This is a genomic window from Nocardioides sp. (assembly GCF_014360585.1).
Lineage (GTDB): Bacteria > Actinomycetota > Actinomycetes > Propionibacteriales > Nocardioidaceae > Nocardioides.
Window position 1 is genome coordinate 61,552 of sequence record NZ_JACIXG010000008.1, and the last position, 17,122, is coordinate 78,673.

The 17,122-nt window shown below is 68.4% G+C and carries 19 protein-coding genes and 2 riboswitches; of the genes, 6 read left to right on the forward strand and 13 right to left on the reverse strand.

Features of this window, described 5'->3' with window-relative positions; translation table 11 throughout:
* Positions 1–16 precede the first annotated feature (16 nt).
* Positions 17–766 carry an HAD family hydrolase gene (locus H5T77_RS04820; RefSeq protein ID WP_292645763.1) on the forward strand — a complete coding sequence of 250 codons (750 nt, stop codon included), beginning with the start codon at positions 17–19 and terminating at the stop codon, positions 764–766.
* Between the two features lie 10 nt (positions 767–776).
* Complete coding sequence (locus H5T77_RS04825) at positions 777–1,349, forward strand: NUDIX hydrolase (protein ID WP_292645765.1); 573 nt, start codon at positions 777–779, stop codon at positions 1,347–1,349.
* 107 nt (positions 1,350–1,456) lie between these two features.
* Here H5T77_RS04825 and H5T77_RS04830 read toward each other — a convergent pair whose 3' ends face one another.
* Complete coding sequence (locus H5T77_RS04830; RefSeq protein ID WP_292645767.1) at positions 1,457–2,692, reverse strand: helix-turn-helix domain-containing protein; 1,236 nt, start codon at positions 2,690–2,692, stop codon at positions 1,457–1,459.
* A gap of 451 nt (positions 2,693–3,143) precedes the next feature.
* Between H5T77_RS04830 and H5T77_RS04835 the strand changes: the two genes are divergently transcribed.
* Positions 3,144–3,353, forward strand: coding sequence for a DUF397 domain-containing protein (locus H5T77_RS04835; protein ID WP_292645770.1), 210 nt, complete (start codon positions 3,144–3,146; stop codon positions 3,351–3,353).
* A gap of 269 nt (positions 3,354–3,622) precedes the next feature.
* On the opposite strand, the gene H5T77_RS04840 is transcribed toward H5T77_RS04835, so the two are convergent.
* Positions 3,623–4,234, reverse strand: coding sequence for a TetR/AcrR family transcriptional regulator (locus H5T77_RS04840; RefSeq protein WP_292645773.1), 612 nt, complete (start codon positions 4,232–4,234; stop codon positions 3,623–3,625).
* Between the two features lie 59 nt (positions 4,235–4,293).
* On the opposite strand from H5T77_RS04840, the gene H5T77_RS04845 reads away from it, so the two are divergent.
* Complete coding sequence (locus H5T77_RS04845) at positions 4,294–4,779, forward strand: FBP domain-containing protein (protein ID WP_292645776.1); 486 nt, start codon at positions 4,294–4,296, stop codon at positions 4,777–4,779.
* On the opposite strand, the gene H5T77_RS04850 is transcribed toward H5T77_RS04845, so the two are convergent.
* The 9 genes from H5T77_RS04850 to gcvT form a co-directional block, all read right to left on the reverse strand.
* The gene (locus H5T77_RS04850) at positions 4,747–5,436 is read right to left on the reverse strand and encodes a hypothetical protein (RefSeq protein WP_292645778.1); all 690 of its coding nucleotides are present in this window, start codon (positions 5,434–5,436) and stop codon (positions 4,747–4,749) included. The genes H5T77_RS04845 and H5T77_RS04850 overlap by 33 nt on opposite strands.
* On the reverse strand, positions 5,433–7,037 hold the full coding sequence (locus tag H5T77_RS04855; protein ID WP_292645780.1) for a phytoene desaturase family protein: 1,605 nt from the start codon (positions 7,035–7,037) through the stop codon (positions 5,433–5,435). Before H5T77_RS04855 ends, H5T77_RS04850 begins: the two co-directional genes overlap by 4 nt.
* Positions 7,034–7,366 carry an SRPBCC family protein gene (locus H5T77_RS04860; RefSeq protein ID WP_472850334.1) on the reverse strand — a complete coding sequence of 111 codons (333 nt, stop codon included), beginning with the start codon at positions 7,364–7,366 and terminating at the stop codon, positions 7,034–7,036. The genes H5T77_RS04855 and H5T77_RS04860 overlap by 4 nt, the downstream gene beginning before the upstream one ends.
* A 98-nt stretch (positions 7,367–7,464) precedes the next feature.
* Positions 7,465–8,433 (reverse strand): SDR family NAD(P)-dependent oxidoreductase, encoded by a 969-nt coding sequence (locus tag H5T77_RS04865; RefSeq protein ID WP_292645848.1) that lies wholly within the window; start codon positions 8,431–8,433, stop codon positions 7,465–7,467.
* 182 nt (positions 8,434–8,615) lie between these two features.
* Positions 8,616–9,113 (reverse strand): DUF6036 family nucleotidyltransferase, encoded by a 498-nt coding sequence (locus tag H5T77_RS04870; protein ID WP_366816609.1) that lies wholly within the window; start codon positions 9,111–9,113, stop codon positions 8,616–8,618.
* 62 nt (positions 9,114–9,175) lie between these two features.
* A complete protein-coding gene (locus H5T77_RS04875; protein ID WP_292645789.1) occupies positions 9,176–9,703 on the reverse strand; it encodes a helix-turn-helix domain-containing protein in 528 nt (175 codons plus the stop codon).
* Positions 9,704–9,767: 64 nt separating this feature from the next.
* Positions 9,768–11,180 (reverse strand): L-serine ammonia-lyase, encoded by a 1,413-nt coding sequence (locus tag H5T77_RS04880; RefSeq protein WP_292645850.1) that lies wholly within the window; start codon positions 11,178–11,180, stop codon positions 9,768–9,770.
* 42 nt (positions 11,181–11,222) lie between these two features.
* Positions 11,223–11,594: a glycine cleavage system protein GcvH gene (gene gcvH / locus H5T77_RS04885; RefSeq protein ID WP_292645791.1), complete on the reverse strand. Its 372-nt coding sequence runs from the start codon at positions 11,592–11,594 to the stop codon at positions 11,223–11,225.
* Between the two features lie 32 nt (positions 11,595–11,626).
* Complete coding sequence (gene gcvT / locus H5T77_RS04890) at positions 11,627–12,730, reverse strand: glycine cleavage system aminomethyltransferase GcvT (protein ID WP_292645794.1); 1,104 nt, start codon at positions 12,728–12,730, stop codon at positions 11,627–11,629.
* Between the two features lie 57 nt (positions 12,731–12,787).
* Positions 12,788–12,888: riboswitch (glycine riboswitch) on the reverse strand.
* Position 12,889: 1 nt separating this feature from the next.
* Positions 12,890–12,986: riboswitch (glycine riboswitch) on the reverse strand.
* A gap of 106 nt (positions 12,987–13,092) precedes the next feature.
* Between gcvT and H5T77_RS04895 the strand changes: the two genes are divergently transcribed.
* Complete coding sequence (locus tag H5T77_RS04895) at positions 13,093–14,142, forward strand: CobW family GTP-binding protein (RefSeq protein ID WP_292645798.1); 1,050 nt, start codon at positions 13,093–13,095, stop codon at positions 14,140–14,142.
* 23 nt (positions 14,143–14,165) lie between these two features.
* On the opposite strand, the gene H5T77_RS04900 is transcribed toward H5T77_RS04895, so the two are convergent.
* A complete protein-coding gene (locus H5T77_RS04900) occupies positions 14,166–14,846 on the reverse strand; it encodes a Crp/Fnr family transcriptional regulator (protein ID WP_292645800.1) in 681 nt (226 codons plus the stop codon).
* Between the two features lie 162 nt (positions 14,847–15,008).
* Between H5T77_RS04900 and H5T77_RS04905 the strand changes: the two genes are divergently transcribed.
* Positions 15,009–15,989, forward strand: coding sequence for an LLM class flavin-dependent oxidoreductase (locus H5T77_RS04905; protein WP_292645803.1), 981 nt, complete (start codon positions 15,009–15,011; stop codon positions 15,987–15,989).
* A 4-nt stretch (positions 15,990–15,993) separates the two neighbouring features.
* On the opposite strand, the gene H5T77_RS04910 is transcribed toward H5T77_RS04905, so the two are convergent.
* Positions 15,994–16,983 (reverse strand): sugar-binding transcriptional regulator, encoded by a 990-nt coding sequence (locus tag H5T77_RS04910; protein ID WP_292645806.1) that lies wholly within the window; start codon positions 16,981–16,983, stop codon positions 15,994–15,996.
* Between the last annotated feature and the right edge of the window lie 139 nt (positions 16,984–17,122).

The following is a 17,122-nucleotide window of genomic DNA, read 5'->3' on the forward strand; positions in this document are numbered from 1 at the left end:
CGTTCCCGGGCGTCGCTTGCAGTCGTGCACCCGGGCATATGCGACCCAGCATCATTTCGCCGCCTGTGACACAGCTGGTGTGGAAGGATCCCGATCCATGATTCGGGCGGTGGTGTTCGATGTCGGCGAGTGCCTGGTTGACGAGACCCGCGAGTACGGGACCTGGGCAGACTGGCTGGGGGTTCCGCGGCATACGTTCTCGGCGGTGTTCGGGGCGGTGATCGCTCGCGGGATGGACTATCGCGAGGCGTTCCAGGTGTTCCAGCCGGGGTTCGATCTGGCCGATGAGCGGAGAAAGCGGGAAGACGCCGGCCAGGCAGAGCGGTTCGGGGAGGATGACGTCTATCCCGACGTACGTCCTGCTTTGAAAGTGCTGCGCGAGGACGGGTTGTGGTTGGGGTTGGCCGGGAACCAGACGGTCAGCGCGGGGCGGATCCTGCGTGAGCTGGACTTTCCGGTGGACATGGTCGCGACCTCCGACGACTGGGGTGTGAGTAAGCCGGATCTGAGGTTCTTCGAGCACGTCATCGAGGCCGTTCCGTACGCAGCGGAGGAGATCCTTTATGTCGGCGACCGGCTCGACAATGACATCCGGCCGGCCGCTGAGTCCGGGCTGGCGACGGCGCTGATCCGACGTGGGCCGTGGGGCGTGATCCAGGAACATGACCCGGCGGCAGACGAGATCGCGACGCTTCGAATCTCCTCACTCGCCGAGCTTCCCAAGTGGATCGCGGCCCTCAACGAGAGTGGCCCGGAAGGCCGCTAAGTTGACCACCATGGCCGAGCGCAGCGCGACCCAGTGGATCATCCATGACGAGGAAGTCGTCGACGACAAGCTGAAGATGGTGCTCAGTCGGGCGAGCGTGGAGCTTCCTGATGGGACGTTGTTCGATCAGTGGGTGATGAGGATTCCCGCGGCCGTGCTGGTGCTCATGGTCGATGACTCCGAGCGCGTGCTGATGATGTGGCGGCATCGCTTCATCCAGGACCGATGGGTGTGGGAGCTGCCGGGTGGCTACCTCGACGATGGCGAGGAGCTACAGGTCGCTGCTCTGCGTGAGGCCGAGGAGGAGACCGGTTGGAGGCCACGCACGATCGAGAAGTTCCTCGAGTTCCAGCCGCTGGTCGGGACCGTGGACCAGCCGAGCATCATCTACCTCGCTCGCGGGGCCACGGACACCGGTGCAGCCCCCGACCTCAACGAGACCGACACGGTCCGCTGGATCCCGCTGGACGAGATCGAAGGTCTGATCACCGAGGGCAAGATCATCGGGGCGGGCTCGGTCGCACCGTTGTACAAGCTGCTGCTGGTTCGTGCTGAGGGCAAACTTCGGGCTCAGGCTGTCTGAGCAGGCGACAAGAGAGACATGACCTCCTGCACCGTCGTCAGCCCGACATGGGGTCCCTGGTTGAGTCGCCGGAACAAGTGCTCGAGGCTCGGTCCCAGCTGCCCTGACTAGGCAGTGACTCCGAGCCTGGATGCGAGCGCTCGCGACTCACGCTCATTGAGCCGACCGCCATGTGTGACCAGCTCGGACGCCAGCGACCGCGCCAACGGGTGGCTACGCATTGACTCCTCGCTGATGCCGGTGCCGGTGCGGAGAGCGCCGAGACTGCCGATCCAGTCCCGCTGTTGGGCGTAGGCACGGGAGAGTTCGAGCCACAGCCGCGCCCGCCTATCAACCGATGGCACGGCGTCAGGGTCGATCGCGTTGGCTACGTCAAGCGCTCCCCCAGACTTGCGTAGGTCGACCTGCACTGACACGGCGCTGATGTCCGTGTTCGCCACACCGAACAAGGTCCACGGGTGCGCCGACCCTTCGGGCATCGTGCGCGCCATTGTCATTGCCTGGTCGATCCCGCGGAGCGCGTCACCCTCGCGACCGATCCGGGCCGCGGTGATTGCCCCGTGCAACTGGCAGGCACCCCACATTGCTTGGGCGTCCTCGTTGCCGTCCAGGTGCGGCTCAAGCAGTGCCACAGCATCCGACGCCAGCCTGTAGGCGTCTTCCTCGCGGCCTGTTGAGCGCCAGACATTGCCGAGCACCCACGACGCAGACGCGAGCGTCACGGGGTCATCAGCGATCTCAGCCGCAGCCATGCAGCGGTCAGCGGCAAGCCAAAGCAATGGCGCATCGGCAACCCACGCCAGGACTTGCTCAGACAGTGCGTAGGCACCAGAGAGTGCGGCGGCAGCGTCTCGGCGCTCCTGTCCCTCCAGGGTCCGCAATGCGCGTCGTCCATCAGTGATCAACTCGGGGAGCATTGCCCCCGCGTCAGCGCGCGGAGTCTGTGAGGTGTGCCAAAGCCTCCATGCGCGCTCGACCCGCTCGGCAAGTTCATCGGTGTCAACGGGCGAAGGCGTAGGACGAAGATCCACGCCTTCAATGGCCTCACGAATGGCAGGCACGACGGGATGTCCCGCACGGCGAGAGATGCCCACCAGCAGCTGGTGCTCGCCCGTGATCTCGGTCAGGTCACGTACGCCGAGCGCCTGCCCGATCTTCAGCAACATCTCGAGTCCAGGTGGATGCTGAAGCCGGCCCTTCTCCACATCGCGGAGCCAGTCCTCAGACCGACCGACGAGACCAGCGATGACCGCCCGGGTACGCCCGGTGCGGGTGCGGATGTTCTGGATGCGCTCACCAATGACGCGGGCGGCGAGTTCGTCGGGGTTCTGCGGATTCGGCATGGCCTTGCCTTCATCACGAGATTGGGACCACTTCCAGGATAGGGCGCGGCGGTGGCGTCTCACCACCAATGTGACCAGGGGGAATCCCCCCACCTCAAGCGGTGGGTTGCCCCCACCTGCCCATGCCCAACGCACCCAACAGGCTTGTTTCACCCCGGGGCGCTGCTGGCAAGGGTTGTCCTAAGCCATGCGGTCCAGTGGCGTTCCGGGTGCCAGCACTTTGTCTACGAGACAGGACTCAGGGGATGGACCAGGACCCGACGACATGCGGCACATGCGGACTGCGCTGGCCAAGAGAGGAGAAGCACCCTCCGTGCCTGAAGTTGTCTCCTGAGGAGCGCAGAAGGCTTGAGGCATTGGGTTCATACAGACCCGTCAATGGGGCCGTAGACAGTCGCACAAGCGGTGCGGGGACCGTCTCCCCGGAGCAGAACCTACGAAAGGTACGCGCATGACCGCACTCCCCGAGTTCAACTTCCGCACGTCCACCGCGTGCTCCTACGACAACAACGACCCTCGGTGCGTGGAAGTCGCGACCAACCGTCCCGGCACCGTGGCGGTCCGCAACTCCACGACCGGCAAGGCTGTCGAGTTCACGACGGCTGAGTGGACAGACTTCCTGACCGGTGCCAAAGTGGGAGAATTCGACGTCAAGCCGTAGGGAGTTCCGCTATGGACCAGTGCCCGCAGTGCAGCGGCAGCGTTGAGGTAGACCCAGAGCACTCTGGAGTGCTGCGTTGTATGTCCTGCTGGCGGTCCTGGTTCTCACCCAAGGAACGTCCCTGCCTCGGCCACCGGCCCATCCTGAACGCGGCCCTGCGCAGCCTGGCAGATGCCAGAGACCTACGCCGCAATTGAGTGAATTGATCCACTCAACGGACACCCTCACGGGGGTGTCCGTTGGCGTTGGTAGGGGTAGAGGGCCCTCGATCAATGACGCTGCGCCGCCGCTATCCGCGTGAGGGTGCGGTCTAGGTCATCGAGGACTTCGGGCCAGGTGGCCTCGCTCGGGGGTTCGCTGTGGGCGAAGGTGCCGGCGATCTCGAGGGTGATGTAGCCGTGGATGAGGCTGGACATCAGCCGGACGGCGTACGTCTCGTTGGTCTCGGCTATGCCGTAGCTGCGGACGACGGTGAGGGCGAGGTCGGCGTTGCGGCGGCCGGCGGTGATGGCGGCGGCGACCGAGGCGGGGATCTCCGCGGCCGGGTCGGAGGTGGGTGGGATGCGCTGGCGGGTGGTGGCGTCGTAGCGGCCGGGTGAGCGGCGGGCGAAGTCGCGGATGGCGTCGGCGTACGCGACGAGGAGGTCGCGGCCCTCCCCTGCCATCGCATGGCTCGTGGTGTCGGCGAGCTCGTCGAGGACGTACGCGGTGACGGCGGTGCGGAGGTCGGTGGCTCCGGAGATGTGGGAGTAGAGGGTCGGCGACCTGACTCCGAGATGGCGCGCGAGGACCGAGATCGTGACGGCGTCGAAGCCCATCTCGTCGGCCAGGTCGGCGGCGGCCGCGATCACGGCGCTCCGGTTCAGCCCTGGACGGCCCATCAGCAACCTCCCAAACAAACGAATTGCCTAACAGTTGTAGGAAACCTAGCATGGTCGGTATGAAGCCGCTGACCGAGACCGACGTACGCTCCTCGTTCGTCAACCTCACCAAGGGTGCGACCAAGCGCCTCAACATGCCCGCTGACCTGGCCGTACGGCCGTGGGACGACCTGGACTACCTCGGCTGGCAGGACCCGAAGGCGCCGCAGAACCACTATCTCGTCACCGAGCACGACGGGCGGCTCTGCGGTGTCGCTCTCCGCGCGTCACGCGAGACGCGCGGGCCGCGGAAGACGATGTGCGCGCTGTGCGCCTCGGTCAGTGACGTCGCGCTGCTGGTCGCCTCTCGTGCCGGTCGCTCCGGGCAGGACGGCAACTCCGTCGGCACCTACATCTGCGCCGACCTCGACTGCTCGCTCAAGGCGCGCAACAAGCGCAAGCTCGACAGCCCGGTCATCCACGAGACCCTCAGCGTCGAGCAGAAGGTCGACCGTCTGCTCGGCAACCTCGACTCATTCGTAGCGCGGGTGCTCAAGCCCGCGTAGCGGCTTGGCGACGGCGGTCCGCGACCGTCGCGCCGTCGCATAGGCGGGAGCTCGTAGGTGGCGGTGCCATTCGTAGATCTCGAGCCCGGGTGGGGTTGAGCGGGTCGGGTCGAAGGAGAGCAGCAGGTCGCGGTCCGACTCGACGGTCAGCTCGAGCGTCGCGAACGGCGTCCAGTCTGTCCCGGGCCGCGCCCACACCAGCTGCCACGTGGCAGCGCCGGCGAACTTCGCTCCGAGCCAGACCGGTCCGGTGGGCGTGCGGTACGGGAGCAGCGTGCTGAAGAACCCGTCGAACAGACGGATCTTGGGAGCCAGCAGGAACCGGGTCAATCGACCGTGACCGGTGGTGGCGAGCAGGAGGTCGGCGTGTTCACCAAGGGCGATGGGAATGCGCACGGCAAGTCCGTTGATGTCGGGCGCCTTCTCAGGCAGGCCGACCGCGCGGGAGAGTCGTACCACCACCTCGTCGGTCCCGCCTTCATCGAGGAATGCTGCGCCCGTGGTGGCTCCCCGGTGCCGCCGCAGCAGGGCCAGGTGCACCTCGCCGTGCGGGTGCAGGGGCTTGGCGGCGGGTCGCAGGTGGGCGAGCACGCCGACCCCGGCCTGCAGCACACGGCCGCCCGCACGCGCCATCGAGTCTGTGACGGTGGTGATCACGCGGTTTGCCTTCCCCATCGAAAGCGATCGTGCAGGATGGCGGCACGGGCTGCGTTGCTGCCGGTTGCGCCGTGCACGCCTCCGCCGGGGTGGGCGGAGGCGGACCCGAGGAACAGCCCGGTGATGCCGGTCTCTGCCCGCCCCATGCCCGGCACCGGTCGAAAGACCAACTGTTGGTGGAGCTGAGAGGTGCCGCCGCCGATCGCCCCGCCGATGAGGTTGGCGTCGAGAGCCTCGAACTCATGGGGCCCGAGAACGCGTCGTGAGGCGATGGCGTCGCCGAAGCCGGGCGCAAGGCGCTCGATGCGCGCCTGCATGCGGTCGGCGAAACGCTCACACTCCTCCTCGTCCCATCGCCCGCACAGCCCGTCGGGCCCCGCATCGCGCATCACCGTCTGCGGCACGTGCGTGTAGGCCCACACCGACTCCGTCCCCGGCGGCGAGCGGGTCGGGTCGGTGGTGGTCATCTGGCCTGCCAGGAGGAACGGAGCATCGGGGATGACGCCGGCAGTCACCTGAGACAACGACTGGGTCATCTGCTCGACCGAGTCGGCGACGTGGAAGGTGCCGGGAGCGTACGCAGGCTCGGAGAGCCATGGAATGGGTCTGGTCAGGGCCCAGTCGACCTTGACCGTGCCCGGGTCCAGCTGGAAGTTCGCCATGCCGGCTGCGACGCGTCGCGGTACGTCTGCGGGGTCGAGCAGCCGTCCGTACAGATGGGGCGCCGCGACCGCGGCGATCACGGCCCGGCTCACCTTGATCCGGTGGCCCTCACGGGTGTGAACCTCGGCGACGCGACCGTCCTCGACACCGAGGCGGGTGACCTCGGCACCGCAGCGGACATCACCACCATGCTCGCGGAAGCGGCGCTCCAGCGCGGCGGCGAGCATGCCAGCACCTCCCTCTGGGACGGGGAAGCCGACGGTCTGGCCCAGCATGGCGAGCAGAAGCCCCATCGTGCCGGAGCCCGGAGAGTCCAACGGGATGTCGGCATGTCCGGCGTTGCCGGCCAGGAGCAGACGCGCACCTTCGCCCCCGAAGCGGTTGCGGGCGAGGTCTCCGGCCGGTGTGAGCAGGGTACGCACGGCCGCCAGTCCCCCGGCACGACGTAGGGCGTTGAGCAAGTGGACCCCGGGTCGCACGGGCGGGAACGGGGTCAGGAGGGACTGTACGAGGGGTTCACCGATCTGGTCCCAGAGACCGCACAGCTCCAGCCATGCCTGGCCGTCGCCGGCGTGCTGGGCATCGAGCAGCTCTGCGGTGACGTGTCGGTCGCGGTGCAGCAGCGCCCAGCTGCCTTCCGGCATGGGGTGGCCCAGCACTGCGGGAGCATGCGTCCACCGCAGCCCGTACTCGTCCAGGCCGAGCCCGCGGATGGTCGGGGATGCGGCCGCGAGCGGATAGAACGCGCTGAAGGTGTCGTGGATGAAGCCCGGATGGACGTCTCCGGAGCTGCGTACCGCTCCACCTGTGGTGGGTTGGGTCTCGAGCACCAGCACCGACCAGCCCTTGTCGACCAGCAGATTGGCCGCGACCAGGCCGTTGGGTCCAGAACCGACGACGACCGCGTCGTAGGAAGCGTCGTAGGAGGCGTCACTCATGGACGGTGTTCGACGATGTAGGCCAAGCGCCGGAGAGTCTCCACGTTTCGCCAGCCGAGAAGCGGATCCTGGACCAGCCGTGGGACCAGAGCGCCCGGGCCATCGACGGCCTGTTCTCGGATCGCGACCTCGGTGTCCTCGCCTGCTGCCTCCACCGTGATCTCGACATGCGCGACACCTGCCGGCCAGGCACGCGCACGGAGCAACAGCCTGCTCCCGGGCGAGCACTCGAGCACCTCGGTGCTGTCGTCGATCAGCAGCGGCCAGGCGCCGACGGAGTGATGCAGCTGCGCGCCGACGTTCGGCCAGTCCTTGTCTGCATCGCGCATTCGAGACGCGCCGACCACCCAGACCGGGTACAGCCAGCCGTCTGAGAGGACATCCCACACGTGCTGGGGTGATGCGTGGACCAATCTGCGGTTTGTACTCATGAAGATGTCCTCGGCGACTTGGGGTCACTGGCCGTAGCGGTACCCCGCCCGCGGCGCCTTATGCGGACAGCCAGGTTGCGCACGATCCCCAGGGCGGAGTTCCCGTGGCGGCCGCGCATGGCGTTCTCTCCTGGCATCGTGGTCAGGACGTTGCCCGGATGTGGGGCCACGGGACGGGTGAGGTCGGTGATCAGGAAGCCGAGGATCGGCGCGACCAGCCGGTCGTGGACGTGGGGCACCGCGCGCACGAGCCGGATCACCTCGTTGGCCAGGCTCAGCTGTGGCCGGCCGCGGCCGCGGTCGACCCGGCGCAAGATCTGGCGGGCTGCTCGTTGGGGGCTGGAGACCGGAGGCGGGGGCCGACCCTCGTACCCGATGACACTCGCGGCATGGTGGTAGATGGGGGTGTCCACTCCGCCCGGCGCGACGTACACGATCGCGACGTCAGGTCGATCGCGGTTCTCCAGGCGCAGCTGATGAGCCAGCGCGCGAACACCCCACTTGCTGATGACGTAGGGACTCATCGAAGGCGCCGTGATGTGGCCGAGCGCTGAGCCGACCAGGACCAGCGTTCCGCTGCCCTGACTGCGCAGCACAGGCACCACGTGACGTGCCACGTTGGCCGAGCCGAGGAGGTTGGTACGCAGCACACCGTCGAAGATCTCGGACGGCAGGGACTCCGTGCGACCGAACGCAGTCACTCCAGCGCAGTGGATGACGGTGTCGAGCCGCCCATGTCGGTCGAGCACCGCCGCGACGAGGTCGCGCACCGCCTCGTCGTCTCTCACATCGAGCGGCAGCACCATGGTCGATGCAGCGCCCAGCCGCTCACACCCACGAGCAGCGGCGTCCAACGACTCACGACCCCGGGCGACCAGGACGACGTGGTCTCCGCGAGTGGCGGCGAGGCGCGCTACAGCCAGCCCGATCCCGCTGGATGCTCCGGTGACGAGGGTGATCGACATGCTCACCTGGCCGATGCGATCGTCGTCGGGTCTTCCTGGGTGAGTGCGCTTGGCTGGTTGAACATCGTCACCTCGAGTGACACGCAGGATGAATATCGACGCTCGGAGCGGTACCCGTGAGCGACGACGTCATGCGAGAGCGACCTGCGGCTTAACAGTGCCTCACCGGGTCTTGCCGCTGGTCAGAGCACCTCGAGCCATGCTGCGGCACGTTTCGTTGCTGCCCGATCCTTGACCGGGACTGTGCCCAGTCGCTCAGCGATGATCTCCCGATCGACCAGGCCCGCACGAATGAGTGCTGCCACGAAGTTCTGGTCCTTCTCACGGAAGGCACAGAGCTTGGCAACACAGAGGTCCTCTTTGTCGAGACACCAGCCCGTGAAGACGGGAGCCCCGCCAGGTGCAGCAGTGTTCGCGTTCCGCACCTTTACGAGTCGGTCACGCCAGCCGTCCGGCAGCACAGATGTGCTCATGTCGACACCGTCGATGCTGAACCCGTGCAGTTCCTCGAACGGCGAAAACTCTCCAGCGATGCCCTCGATGACGTCGGCAAGGCGTGCAGTCTCGTCGTTGTCGTCAGCGATCGGCAGGATGTCGACCTCGATCGACATCGTGGCGTCAGCAGGCAGCTGAGTCTCGTCGAACGATCCGAGGATCGACTGTGAGCCGACGACGATCACCTCAGGGTGGCCGATGATCTAGCAGGCCGTACGGATGGCATGCTCGAGTTGATCGCGACGCATCAACTGGCCTCGGCCAGTTGCTCGAGAACCTGGACGCGATCACGCTCGCTGAGCAGGCCGCCCATGGGCGAGACCTCGCGCATCTCGATGGAGTCGCGGTCGAGGCCGGTCATGACACGCTGCAGGCCGCGTACGTCCTCGTTGTCCACGAGCGAGGTCCAGCGCTCGAGGTTCCGTTCGTGAGGTTGTCCGCTGATGTTGTGGCGGAGGTGGTGGAGACGGCGTTCGATCCTCGGCTTCCACTCACGCAGCGTTGTCGGAGTCAGGTCGCCCGACAGGCGACGGTGAAGCATCCACGAGCGGCGTTCCGAGCGCGTCAGGTCGGGCGTGACGGGGCGGCGTACGACCTCGAGACGCCAACCCATGCAAGACAGCAGACGGTCGAGCTGATCGTCGCTCAGATCGACCTTTCCGGAGAGGAACTGGCTGATGCTCGGCTGATGAACGCCGCTGGTTCGAGACAGCGTCGACTGGGTGGTGCCCGTCTCGAGCATCACCTCGCGCAGTATCTCTCCACGTGACGACATGACCCTAGTATAGCAAGGGCTACTATCTCAGCGAGGTCTCGATGAGCTCAACCACCAGGAGGGCTCAGCACTCGATGACGTTGACCGCGAGGCCGCCGCGGGAGGTCTCCTTGTACTTGACCTTCATGTCGGCCCCGGTCTCCCGCATCGTCTTCAGCGCCTTGTCGAGGCTGACCTTGTGGGAGCCGTTGCCGTTGAGGGCGAGGCGGGCGGCGTTGATCGCCTTCACGCTGCCGATGGCGTTGCGCTCGATGCACGGGATCTGCACCAGCCCACCGACCGGGTCGCAGGTGAGGCCGAGGTTGTGCTCGATGCCGACCTCGGCGGCGTTCTCCACCTGCTCGGGGCTGCCGCCCAGGACCTCGCAGAGAGCACCGGCGGCCATCGCGCAGGCCGAGCCGACCTCGCCCTGACAGCCGACCTCGGCGCCGGAGATCGAGGCGTTCGTCTTGCACAGGATCCCGATGGCGGCCGCGGTGAGCAGGAACCGGACGATGCCGTCCTCGATCGCGGCCTCGTCCAGGCCGGCCTCAGGGGCCACGAAACGCACCCAGTAGTGCAGGACAGCGGGCACGATGCCGGCCGCGCCGTTGGTGGGAGCGGTGACGACCCGGCCGCCCGAGGCGTTCTCCTCGTTCACCGCCAGGGCGAACAGGTTGACCCAGTCCATGACCCGGAAGGGGTCCTGGGCGCCGGCTCCGGAGGCCAGGTCGCGGTAGAGCTGCGGCGCCCGGCGCGGGACCCGCAGACCACCAGGAAGTACGCCGTCGGTGACCGGATCGCGGTCGCAGCCGGCCTGCACGCAGTCCGCCATCACCTGCCAGATCTCCAGCAGGTCGGCACGGACCTCGTCCTCTGTACGCCAGGTCAGCTCGTTCGCGAGCATGAGGTCGGAGACCCGGAACCCCTCGCGCTCGCAGGTGCTGAGCAGCTCGGCACCGGTGGTGAACGGGAACCGGACTCGCGAGGTCTCGGGGACGACCCGCGCCGCGCCCGAGGCGTGCTCGTCGACCACGAAGCCACCGCCGACGGAGTAGTAGGTCCGCTCGCGGCGTACCTGGCCCGAGGCATCGTAGGCGGTGAACACCATGCCGTTGGGGTGGCCCGGCAGGCTCTTGCGCCGATGCATCACCAGGTCGGCGTCACCGGCGAAGCGGATCGGGCGGTGGCCGCCCAGCGACAGTTCGCCACGCTCACGGATCGCCACCACCCGTGCCGAGGACGATCGCGTGTCGACGGTCGCCGGTTCCTCGCCCTCGAGCCCGAGCAGCACCGCCCCGGCCGAACCGTGCCCGTGCCCGGTCGCGCCGAGCGACCCGAACAGCTCGGCCTTCACCCGCGTCACCGCGTCCAGCTGCCCGTCCTCGACGAGGCCGTCGACGAAGATCTTCGCGGCGCGCATCGGTCCCACGGTGTGGGAGGAGGACGGGCCGATCCCGATCGAGTAGAGGTCGAACGTGCTCAAGGTGATCGCCACGACCGGGGCCGGTGCACCGCTGAGGTCAGCGGTCACGACGGTTCACTCCTCGATCAAAGCGTCGTAGGCCGCGGCGTCGAGCAGGTCGGGAGCGTTCGAGATGCGCATCTCGAAGAGCCAGCCGGCGCCGAACGGGTCGCTGTTGATCAGCGCCGGGTCATCGACGACCGCAGAGTTGATCGCGAGCACCTCGCCGTCGGCGGGCGCGAAGAGGTCGCTGACCGACTTCGTCGACTCCAGCTCGCCGCAGCCCTCTCCCCCGGTGATCTTGGTGCCCACCTCGGGCAGCTCGACGAAGACGATGTCGCCCAGCGCCTCGGTGGCGAAGGCGGTGACACCGACGCGCGCGACGTCGTCGCGGGTCTCGATCCACTCGTGCTCGGCGGTGTAGGACAGGTGGGTCGGGTTGCTCATGGCTGTGCTCATTTCTTGGCTCATTTCTCGGCTCATTTCTTGGAGTAGAAGGGAAGGTCGACGATCTCGGCGTCCTCGTGGCTGCCGCGTACGACGACCTGGACCTTGGTGCCGGAGACGGCGAGCTCGGGCCGGACGTAGGCCATGGCGATGGGGCGGCCCAGCGTCGGCGACGGGGAGCCGCTGGTCACGATGCCGATCTCGTCGCCGGTGGCCGGGTCGACGACGGCGTAGCCGGCCCTCGGAGACCGGCGACCGGTGGCCACGAGGCCGACGAGCGTGCTGCGCAGGCCCTCCTCACGTCGGGCGGCCAGGGCGGCGTCGCCGACGAAGCCGTCGGGCTTGTCGAAGGAGACCACCCGGCCGAGGCCGGCCTCGAAGGGCGTCGTCTCGCGGCTCAGCTCGTGACCGTAGAGCGGCATGCCCGCTTCGAGCCGGAGGGTGTCGCGGCAGGCGAGGCCGGCGGGGATCAGCCCGTGCGGCTCCCCGGCCTCGGTGATCGCGTCCCAGGCATCGGCGGCCGACGCGGGCGCGCAGTAGACCTCGAAGCCGTCCTCCCCGGTGTAGCCGGTCCGCGCAAGCAGCACGTCGATCCCGGCGACCTTGCCAGCGTCGATGGCGTAGTAGCGAAGGGTCGGTACGTCCAGGTCGGTCACGGCCGCGACGATCTGAGCCGAGACAGGTCCCTGGACCGCGATCAGCGCCCACTGCGCGGAGGCGTCGTGGACCACGGCGTCGTACCCGTCGGCCCGCTCGACCAGAGCCGGAGCGACCACAACGACGTTGCTGGCGTTGGCGACGACCAGGTAGCGCTCCTCCTCGAGCCGGTAGACGACCAGGTCGTCGATGATGCCGCCGTCCTCGGCGCAGATCATCGAGTAGCGGGCGCGGCCGAGGCCGATCTTCGACGGCCTGCCGACCAGGGCGCGGTCGAGCGCCCGTCCCGCCTCGGGCCCGGTCACCTCGATCTCGCCCATGTGGCTCAGGTCGAAGAGGCCCGCGGTGGTGCGTACCGCGTGGTGCTCGGCGGTCTCCGAGCCGTAGCGGACCGGCATACTCCAGCCGGCGAAGTCGGTGAACGAGGCACCGAGCGACTGGTGGATCGCATGCAGAGGGGTAGGGACAGGTGATGTCATGTGCGGGAGGCTCCCTGATGATGGCTGCCGTCTGACGCGGCACCCGTGGACGGGTGACCTCCCCGCTCTGTCATCGCTACCTGAGAGCTTCACCGCCCCGTTGGGGCGATTTGCACCGTGGGTGCAGGATCCAGCGGATCCTGTCTTTCCAGAGTTCGCCTCACCACAGCGGTCATGTTGGCCTGAGAGATTCTGGGGAGGTTTGCTCCTTCGGCGCCTCACCCGGGATGGACGAGGACTCTCCCGCTGCAGTTCGAACGGCGGATGTGAAGTTGTGCGGCAAACCTAGGTCTGGCCACCTCGGCCGTCAAGACGTGACCCCGTTAACGGGAACTGTTCTCATCGGGCCCTACGATGGCCCGGTGCCACCGACCAGCGCCATCACCCGCGTTCCCGTGGTCATCCTCACCGGCCATCTCGGGTCGGGCAAGACCACGTTGCTCAACCATCTGCTGCGCCAACCCGGCGCGCGGGTCGGCGTGGTCGTCAACGACTTCGGCGACATCAACGTCGATGCCGGACTCGTCACCGGCCAGGTCGACGAGCCGGCCTCGATCGCCGGTGGCTGCCTGTGCTGTCTGGACGACGCCGGTGGCCTCGACGACGCGCTGGAGAAGCTGACCCACCCGCGGCTCGCGCTCGACGTCGTCATCGTGGAGGCCAGTGGGCTCGCCGAGCCCGGCACGCTGGCTCGGCTGGTCCGCTTCAGCGGTGTCGAGCGGGTACGCCGCGGTGGGCTCATCGAGGTCGTCGACGCCTCGGCGTACTTCGACACCCTCGACGACGGCCGGGGCCCGGCGCCGGTCCGGTTCGCCGCGGCCACGCTGGTCGTCATCAACAAGACCGACCTGGTGCCGGTCGCCGACCGGGACGAGGTCCTGGCGCGGATCGAGCAGCGCGTGCGGGAGCACAACCCCGACGTCCAGATCGCGTACGCAGTGGGCGGCCGCATCGACCCCCGGCTCGTCTACGACGCCGCCGTGCCCGAGGACCCGCCCGACGAGCTGCCCATCGCCGCGCTGCTGCGCGAGGCGGCCGCCGACCACGCGGCCCATCAGCACGCCCGGTCGGTCACGGTCACGCACCCTGGCACCATCGAGCCCGCGCGGCTGCTCGACCTGCTCGAGGACCCGCCGGCAGCGGCGTACCGGGTCAAGGGGACCGTCGCCGTCGCGACCGGGCAGGGGCCGCGCAGCTACCAGGTGAACCTGGTCGGACGCAGCGCCCATGTGGCCGCGGAGAGGCGAGCGCCCAGCCGGACCACGGAGCCCCGGAGCGAGCTCGTGGCCATCGGCCTGGAGCTCGACCCCGACGCGGTCCGGCAGAGGCTCACCGATGCCCTCGCTCCGGCCGAGCGACCGAGCACCGACGGCCTCCGCCGGCTCCGCCAGCTGGTGCGCGTCAGTCTCTGACCGACGGGCTCTGACCCGCGGGCTCAGCCCGCGCGGCGTACGATCCGTTCCATGTCGGTGATGACCACCGAGCGCGACTCCAGCCTGACCCAGCCCTTGGCCGCGAAGTCAGCGAGCGCCTTGTTGACCGTCTCCCGGGCCGCGCCCACGAGCTGGGCGAGCTCCTCCTGGGTGAGGTCGTGACGGACGTGCACACCCTCGTCGGTGGTCTCACCGAACCGCTCGGCGAGATCCAGCAGGGCCTTCGCCACCCGGCGGGGCGCGTCGGCGAAGACCAGGTCACCGATCACGTCGTTGGCCCGGCGCAGGCGACCCGACAGCAGCGCGAGCAGTCCGCGCGTCACGCTCGGCCGCCCGTCGAGCAGCCTCAGCAGGTCGTCGTGCGACAGCGAGGCGAGCTCGACCTGGTCGGTGACGGCCGTGACCGTCGAGGAACGCAGACCGGGGTCGAAGAGCGACAGCTCACCGAAGACCTGTCCCGGCCCCAGGATCGCCAGCACGCTGTCCTGCCCGCTGGCCGAGGCACGGCTCAGTTTCACCTTCCCGGACACGACGGCGTAGAGCCGCTCCGCGGCATCGCCCTCGTGGAACAGCACCTGGCCACGTCTGAGGCGGGCCTCCCCCATCATCGCGAGCATCGCCGTCATCGACTCGTCGTCCAGCTCGCCGAAAAGCGGCGCGTGCCGAAGCACGTCTCGATCCATTGCTAAGCCGCTCCTGTCGTCGTTTGGCTCAAGCCATCAGGGTACCGAGGTCGGGGCCGCCGACAGCGGAGGTGTGTCCCTCATCGCACGCCTGTCGAGTGCGTTCTTCGCCACACCGGAGATGATGGGAAGCCTCGAGACGAGGACGGGGTTGGTGTTGTTGTGAAGCTCTCCATGCTGGACAGGTCCCGCACCCGGACGGGGTACGCCGAGGGCGCTGCGCTGACCCACACGATCGAGCGGGCGGTGGCGGCCGAGCGGCTCGGCTACCACCGGTTCTGGGTCGCCGAGCACCATGCTGTGCCGGGGGTCGCGTCGGGATCGCCGCCGGTGCTGCTCGGTGCTCTCGGTGCGCACACCTCGACGATCCGGCTCGGGTCGGGCGGGGTGATGCTGCCGCACCACCAGCCGCTGGTCGTGGCCGAGCAGTTCCTGATGCTCGAGGCGCTCTACCCGGGCCGTCTCGACCTGGGAGTGGGGCGCACTCTGGGGTTCACCGCCCCCGTACGCCGCGCGCTGCGCCAGGATCTCGACGACCCGGACACGTTCGCCGAGGACATCGAGGAGCTCCGTGGCTATCTCGACCGCACCGCGGCGGTCACCGCCCGCCCGGCCGCTGCGCACCAGATCCCGATCTTCGTGCTCGCGACCGGACGCGGTCTGGCCCTCGCGGCGAAGCTCGGGCTGCCGGTCGTCGTGGGCGGTCCGGCGCTGTACAGCCCGCGGGTGGGCGAGCTGCTCGGGGCGTACCGGAACGACTTCCGGCCCTCCGCTCAGGCTTCGGTGCCGTCGGTGACGGTCTCCGCCGACGTGCTCGTCGCCGACACCGACGCCGAGGCCGCCGAGCTCGCGCTGCCGGAGGCGTGGGCGATGGCCAGGTCGCGGCAGACCGGGCAGTTCGGAGCACTCGAGCCGGTCTCGGCGATCCGGGAGCAGACGTGGACGAACCAGCTGCGCGAGCGGGTCGAGGCGCATCTCGCGCGCACGACCGCGGGCTCGCCCGATACCGTGCGTCGCCGCCTCGACCGGCTCGCCGAATCCACCGGCGCCGACGAGCTCCTCGCCTTCACCTCAACCTACGACCGCGACGCCCAGCTCGCCTCGGATGCCGCGCTCGCCGAGATCATGACCGCCCGGGTGTAGGAGCTCACCCCAGCTTCTCGAGCATCCGGACCGCGGTGTCCTCGTCGGTGATCAGGGTGTCGAACCAGCCGGCCCGAGCGCCCGCGATGATGCTGGGCACCTTCGTCGGGCCCACCGCCATCGCGATCGTGTGCGGGATCGCGCGGAGCTCCTCGTAGGTCGTGGCGATGAGGGACTCCTCGGGATAGGGCAACGCCCGTCCCTCCTCGTCGAAGAACCTGGTGCAGATGTCGCCGACGGCCTCACGGAGCCAGGGCGCGTCGCGCGGCACGTAGCCGGGCAACGACTCGCGGGTCAGCGGGGGCGCGCCGATGCCGAGCACGGCCACTCGCGCCTGGCTCCACAGGTCGAGCACTCGACGGGTGCTCGGGTCCTGGAGCAGCAGCCGGTGCAGATCCGCTCCCGGCTGGGCCGGTGCGTAGAGGAAGACCGGACGGCCGTCGAGCTGCTCGGCGAACATCCTGGTGATCTCGTTGGTCTGGTACCAGGCCTCGGGCTCGTCCTGCCCACCGACGGTCGGCGTCACCACGACGCCGGGGAAGGACGGCAGCACCTCCTGGCTCACCTCCCAGACGGTGCGGCCCGAGGAGACCAGCAGCACGTCGCCGGCCTTCAGCCCGATCTCGGTCAACGCCTCGCCGAGCCGGGCGGCGAGCGCCGCTCCGGTGAGCGAGCGGTGGAACCCGCCGGCGAGGAACACCCGGGCGAGGCCGAGGGCTTCGCAGAGCCGTTCCTCCATCTCGGAGGCACGCCGGGTCGCCGGGTCGATCACCTCGATCCGGACGATGCCCGTACGACGCGCCTCGGAGAGCACCCTGCTGACCGTCGCGCGGCTGATGCCGAGCTGCTGCGCGACCTGCGCCTGAGTCGCTTCCTTGAGGTAGTAGAGCGTCGCCGCAGCATGCATGACCTCAGGGGTAAAGCGGGTGCTGGCCGCCGTCCCCACGGCCTCCAGGATCGGCTGCTGGCCGTGCGCTTCGCCTGTGTTCTCCACGGCACCACTCTTCCACAGCTGCGCCCACCGATCCGTCCAAACCTGAAAATCTGTTCTGGACATTTGTTCGCGACCTATGCGACGGTGGACGAGTTCGAGTGATCCAGATCACTAGCAGGAGGTCCCCATGACGCAGGCA

Coding starts and splice junctions, on each gene's coding strand:
- H5T77_RS04860 (WP_472850334.1), bottom strand. CDS start 7,366: ATGCGCGATGCAGACAAGGACTGGCCGAACGTCGGCGCGCAGCTGCAT.
- H5T77_RS04855 (WP_292645780.1), bottom strand. CDS start 7,037: ATGAGTGACGCCTCCTACGACGCTTCCTACGACGCGGTCGTCGTCGGT.
- H5T77_RS04845 (WP_292645776.1), top strand. CDS start 4,294: ATGAAGCCGCTGACCGAGACCGACGTACGCTCCTCGTTCGTCAACCTC.
- gcvH (WP_292645791.1), bottom strand. CDS start 11,594: ATGAGCAACCCGACCCACCTGTCCTACACCGCCGAGCACGAGTGGATC.
- H5T77_RS04830 (WP_292645767.1), bottom strand. CDS start 2,692: ATGCCGAATCCGCAGAACCCCGACGAACTCGCCGCCCGCGTCATTGGT.
- H5T77_RS04900 (WP_292645800.1), bottom strand. CDS start 14,846: ATGGATCGAGACGTGCTTCGGCACGCGCCGCTTTTCGGCGAGCTGGAC.
- H5T77_RS04865 (WP_292645848.1), bottom strand. CDS start 8,433: ATGTCGATCACCCTCGTCACCGGAGCATCCAGCGGGATCGGGCTGGCT.
- gcvT (WP_292645794.1), bottom strand. CDS start 12,730: ATGACATCACCTGTCCCTACCCCTCTGCATGCGATCCACCAGTCGCTC.
- H5T77_RS04835 (WP_292645770.1), top strand. CDS start 3,144: ATGACCGCACTCCCCGAGTTCAACTTCCGCACGTCCACCGCGTGCTCC.
- H5T77_RS04840 (WP_292645773.1), bottom strand. CDS start 4,234: ATGGGCCGTCCAGGGCTGAACCGGAGCGCCGTGATCGCGGCCGCCGCC.
- H5T77_RS04875 (WP_292645789.1), bottom strand. CDS start 9,703: ATGTCGTCACGTGGAGAGATACTGCGCGAGGTGATGCTCGAGACGGGC.
- H5T77_RS04825 (WP_292645765.1), top strand. CDS start 777: ATGGCCGAGCGCAGCGCGACCCAGTGGATCATCCATGACGAGGAAGTC.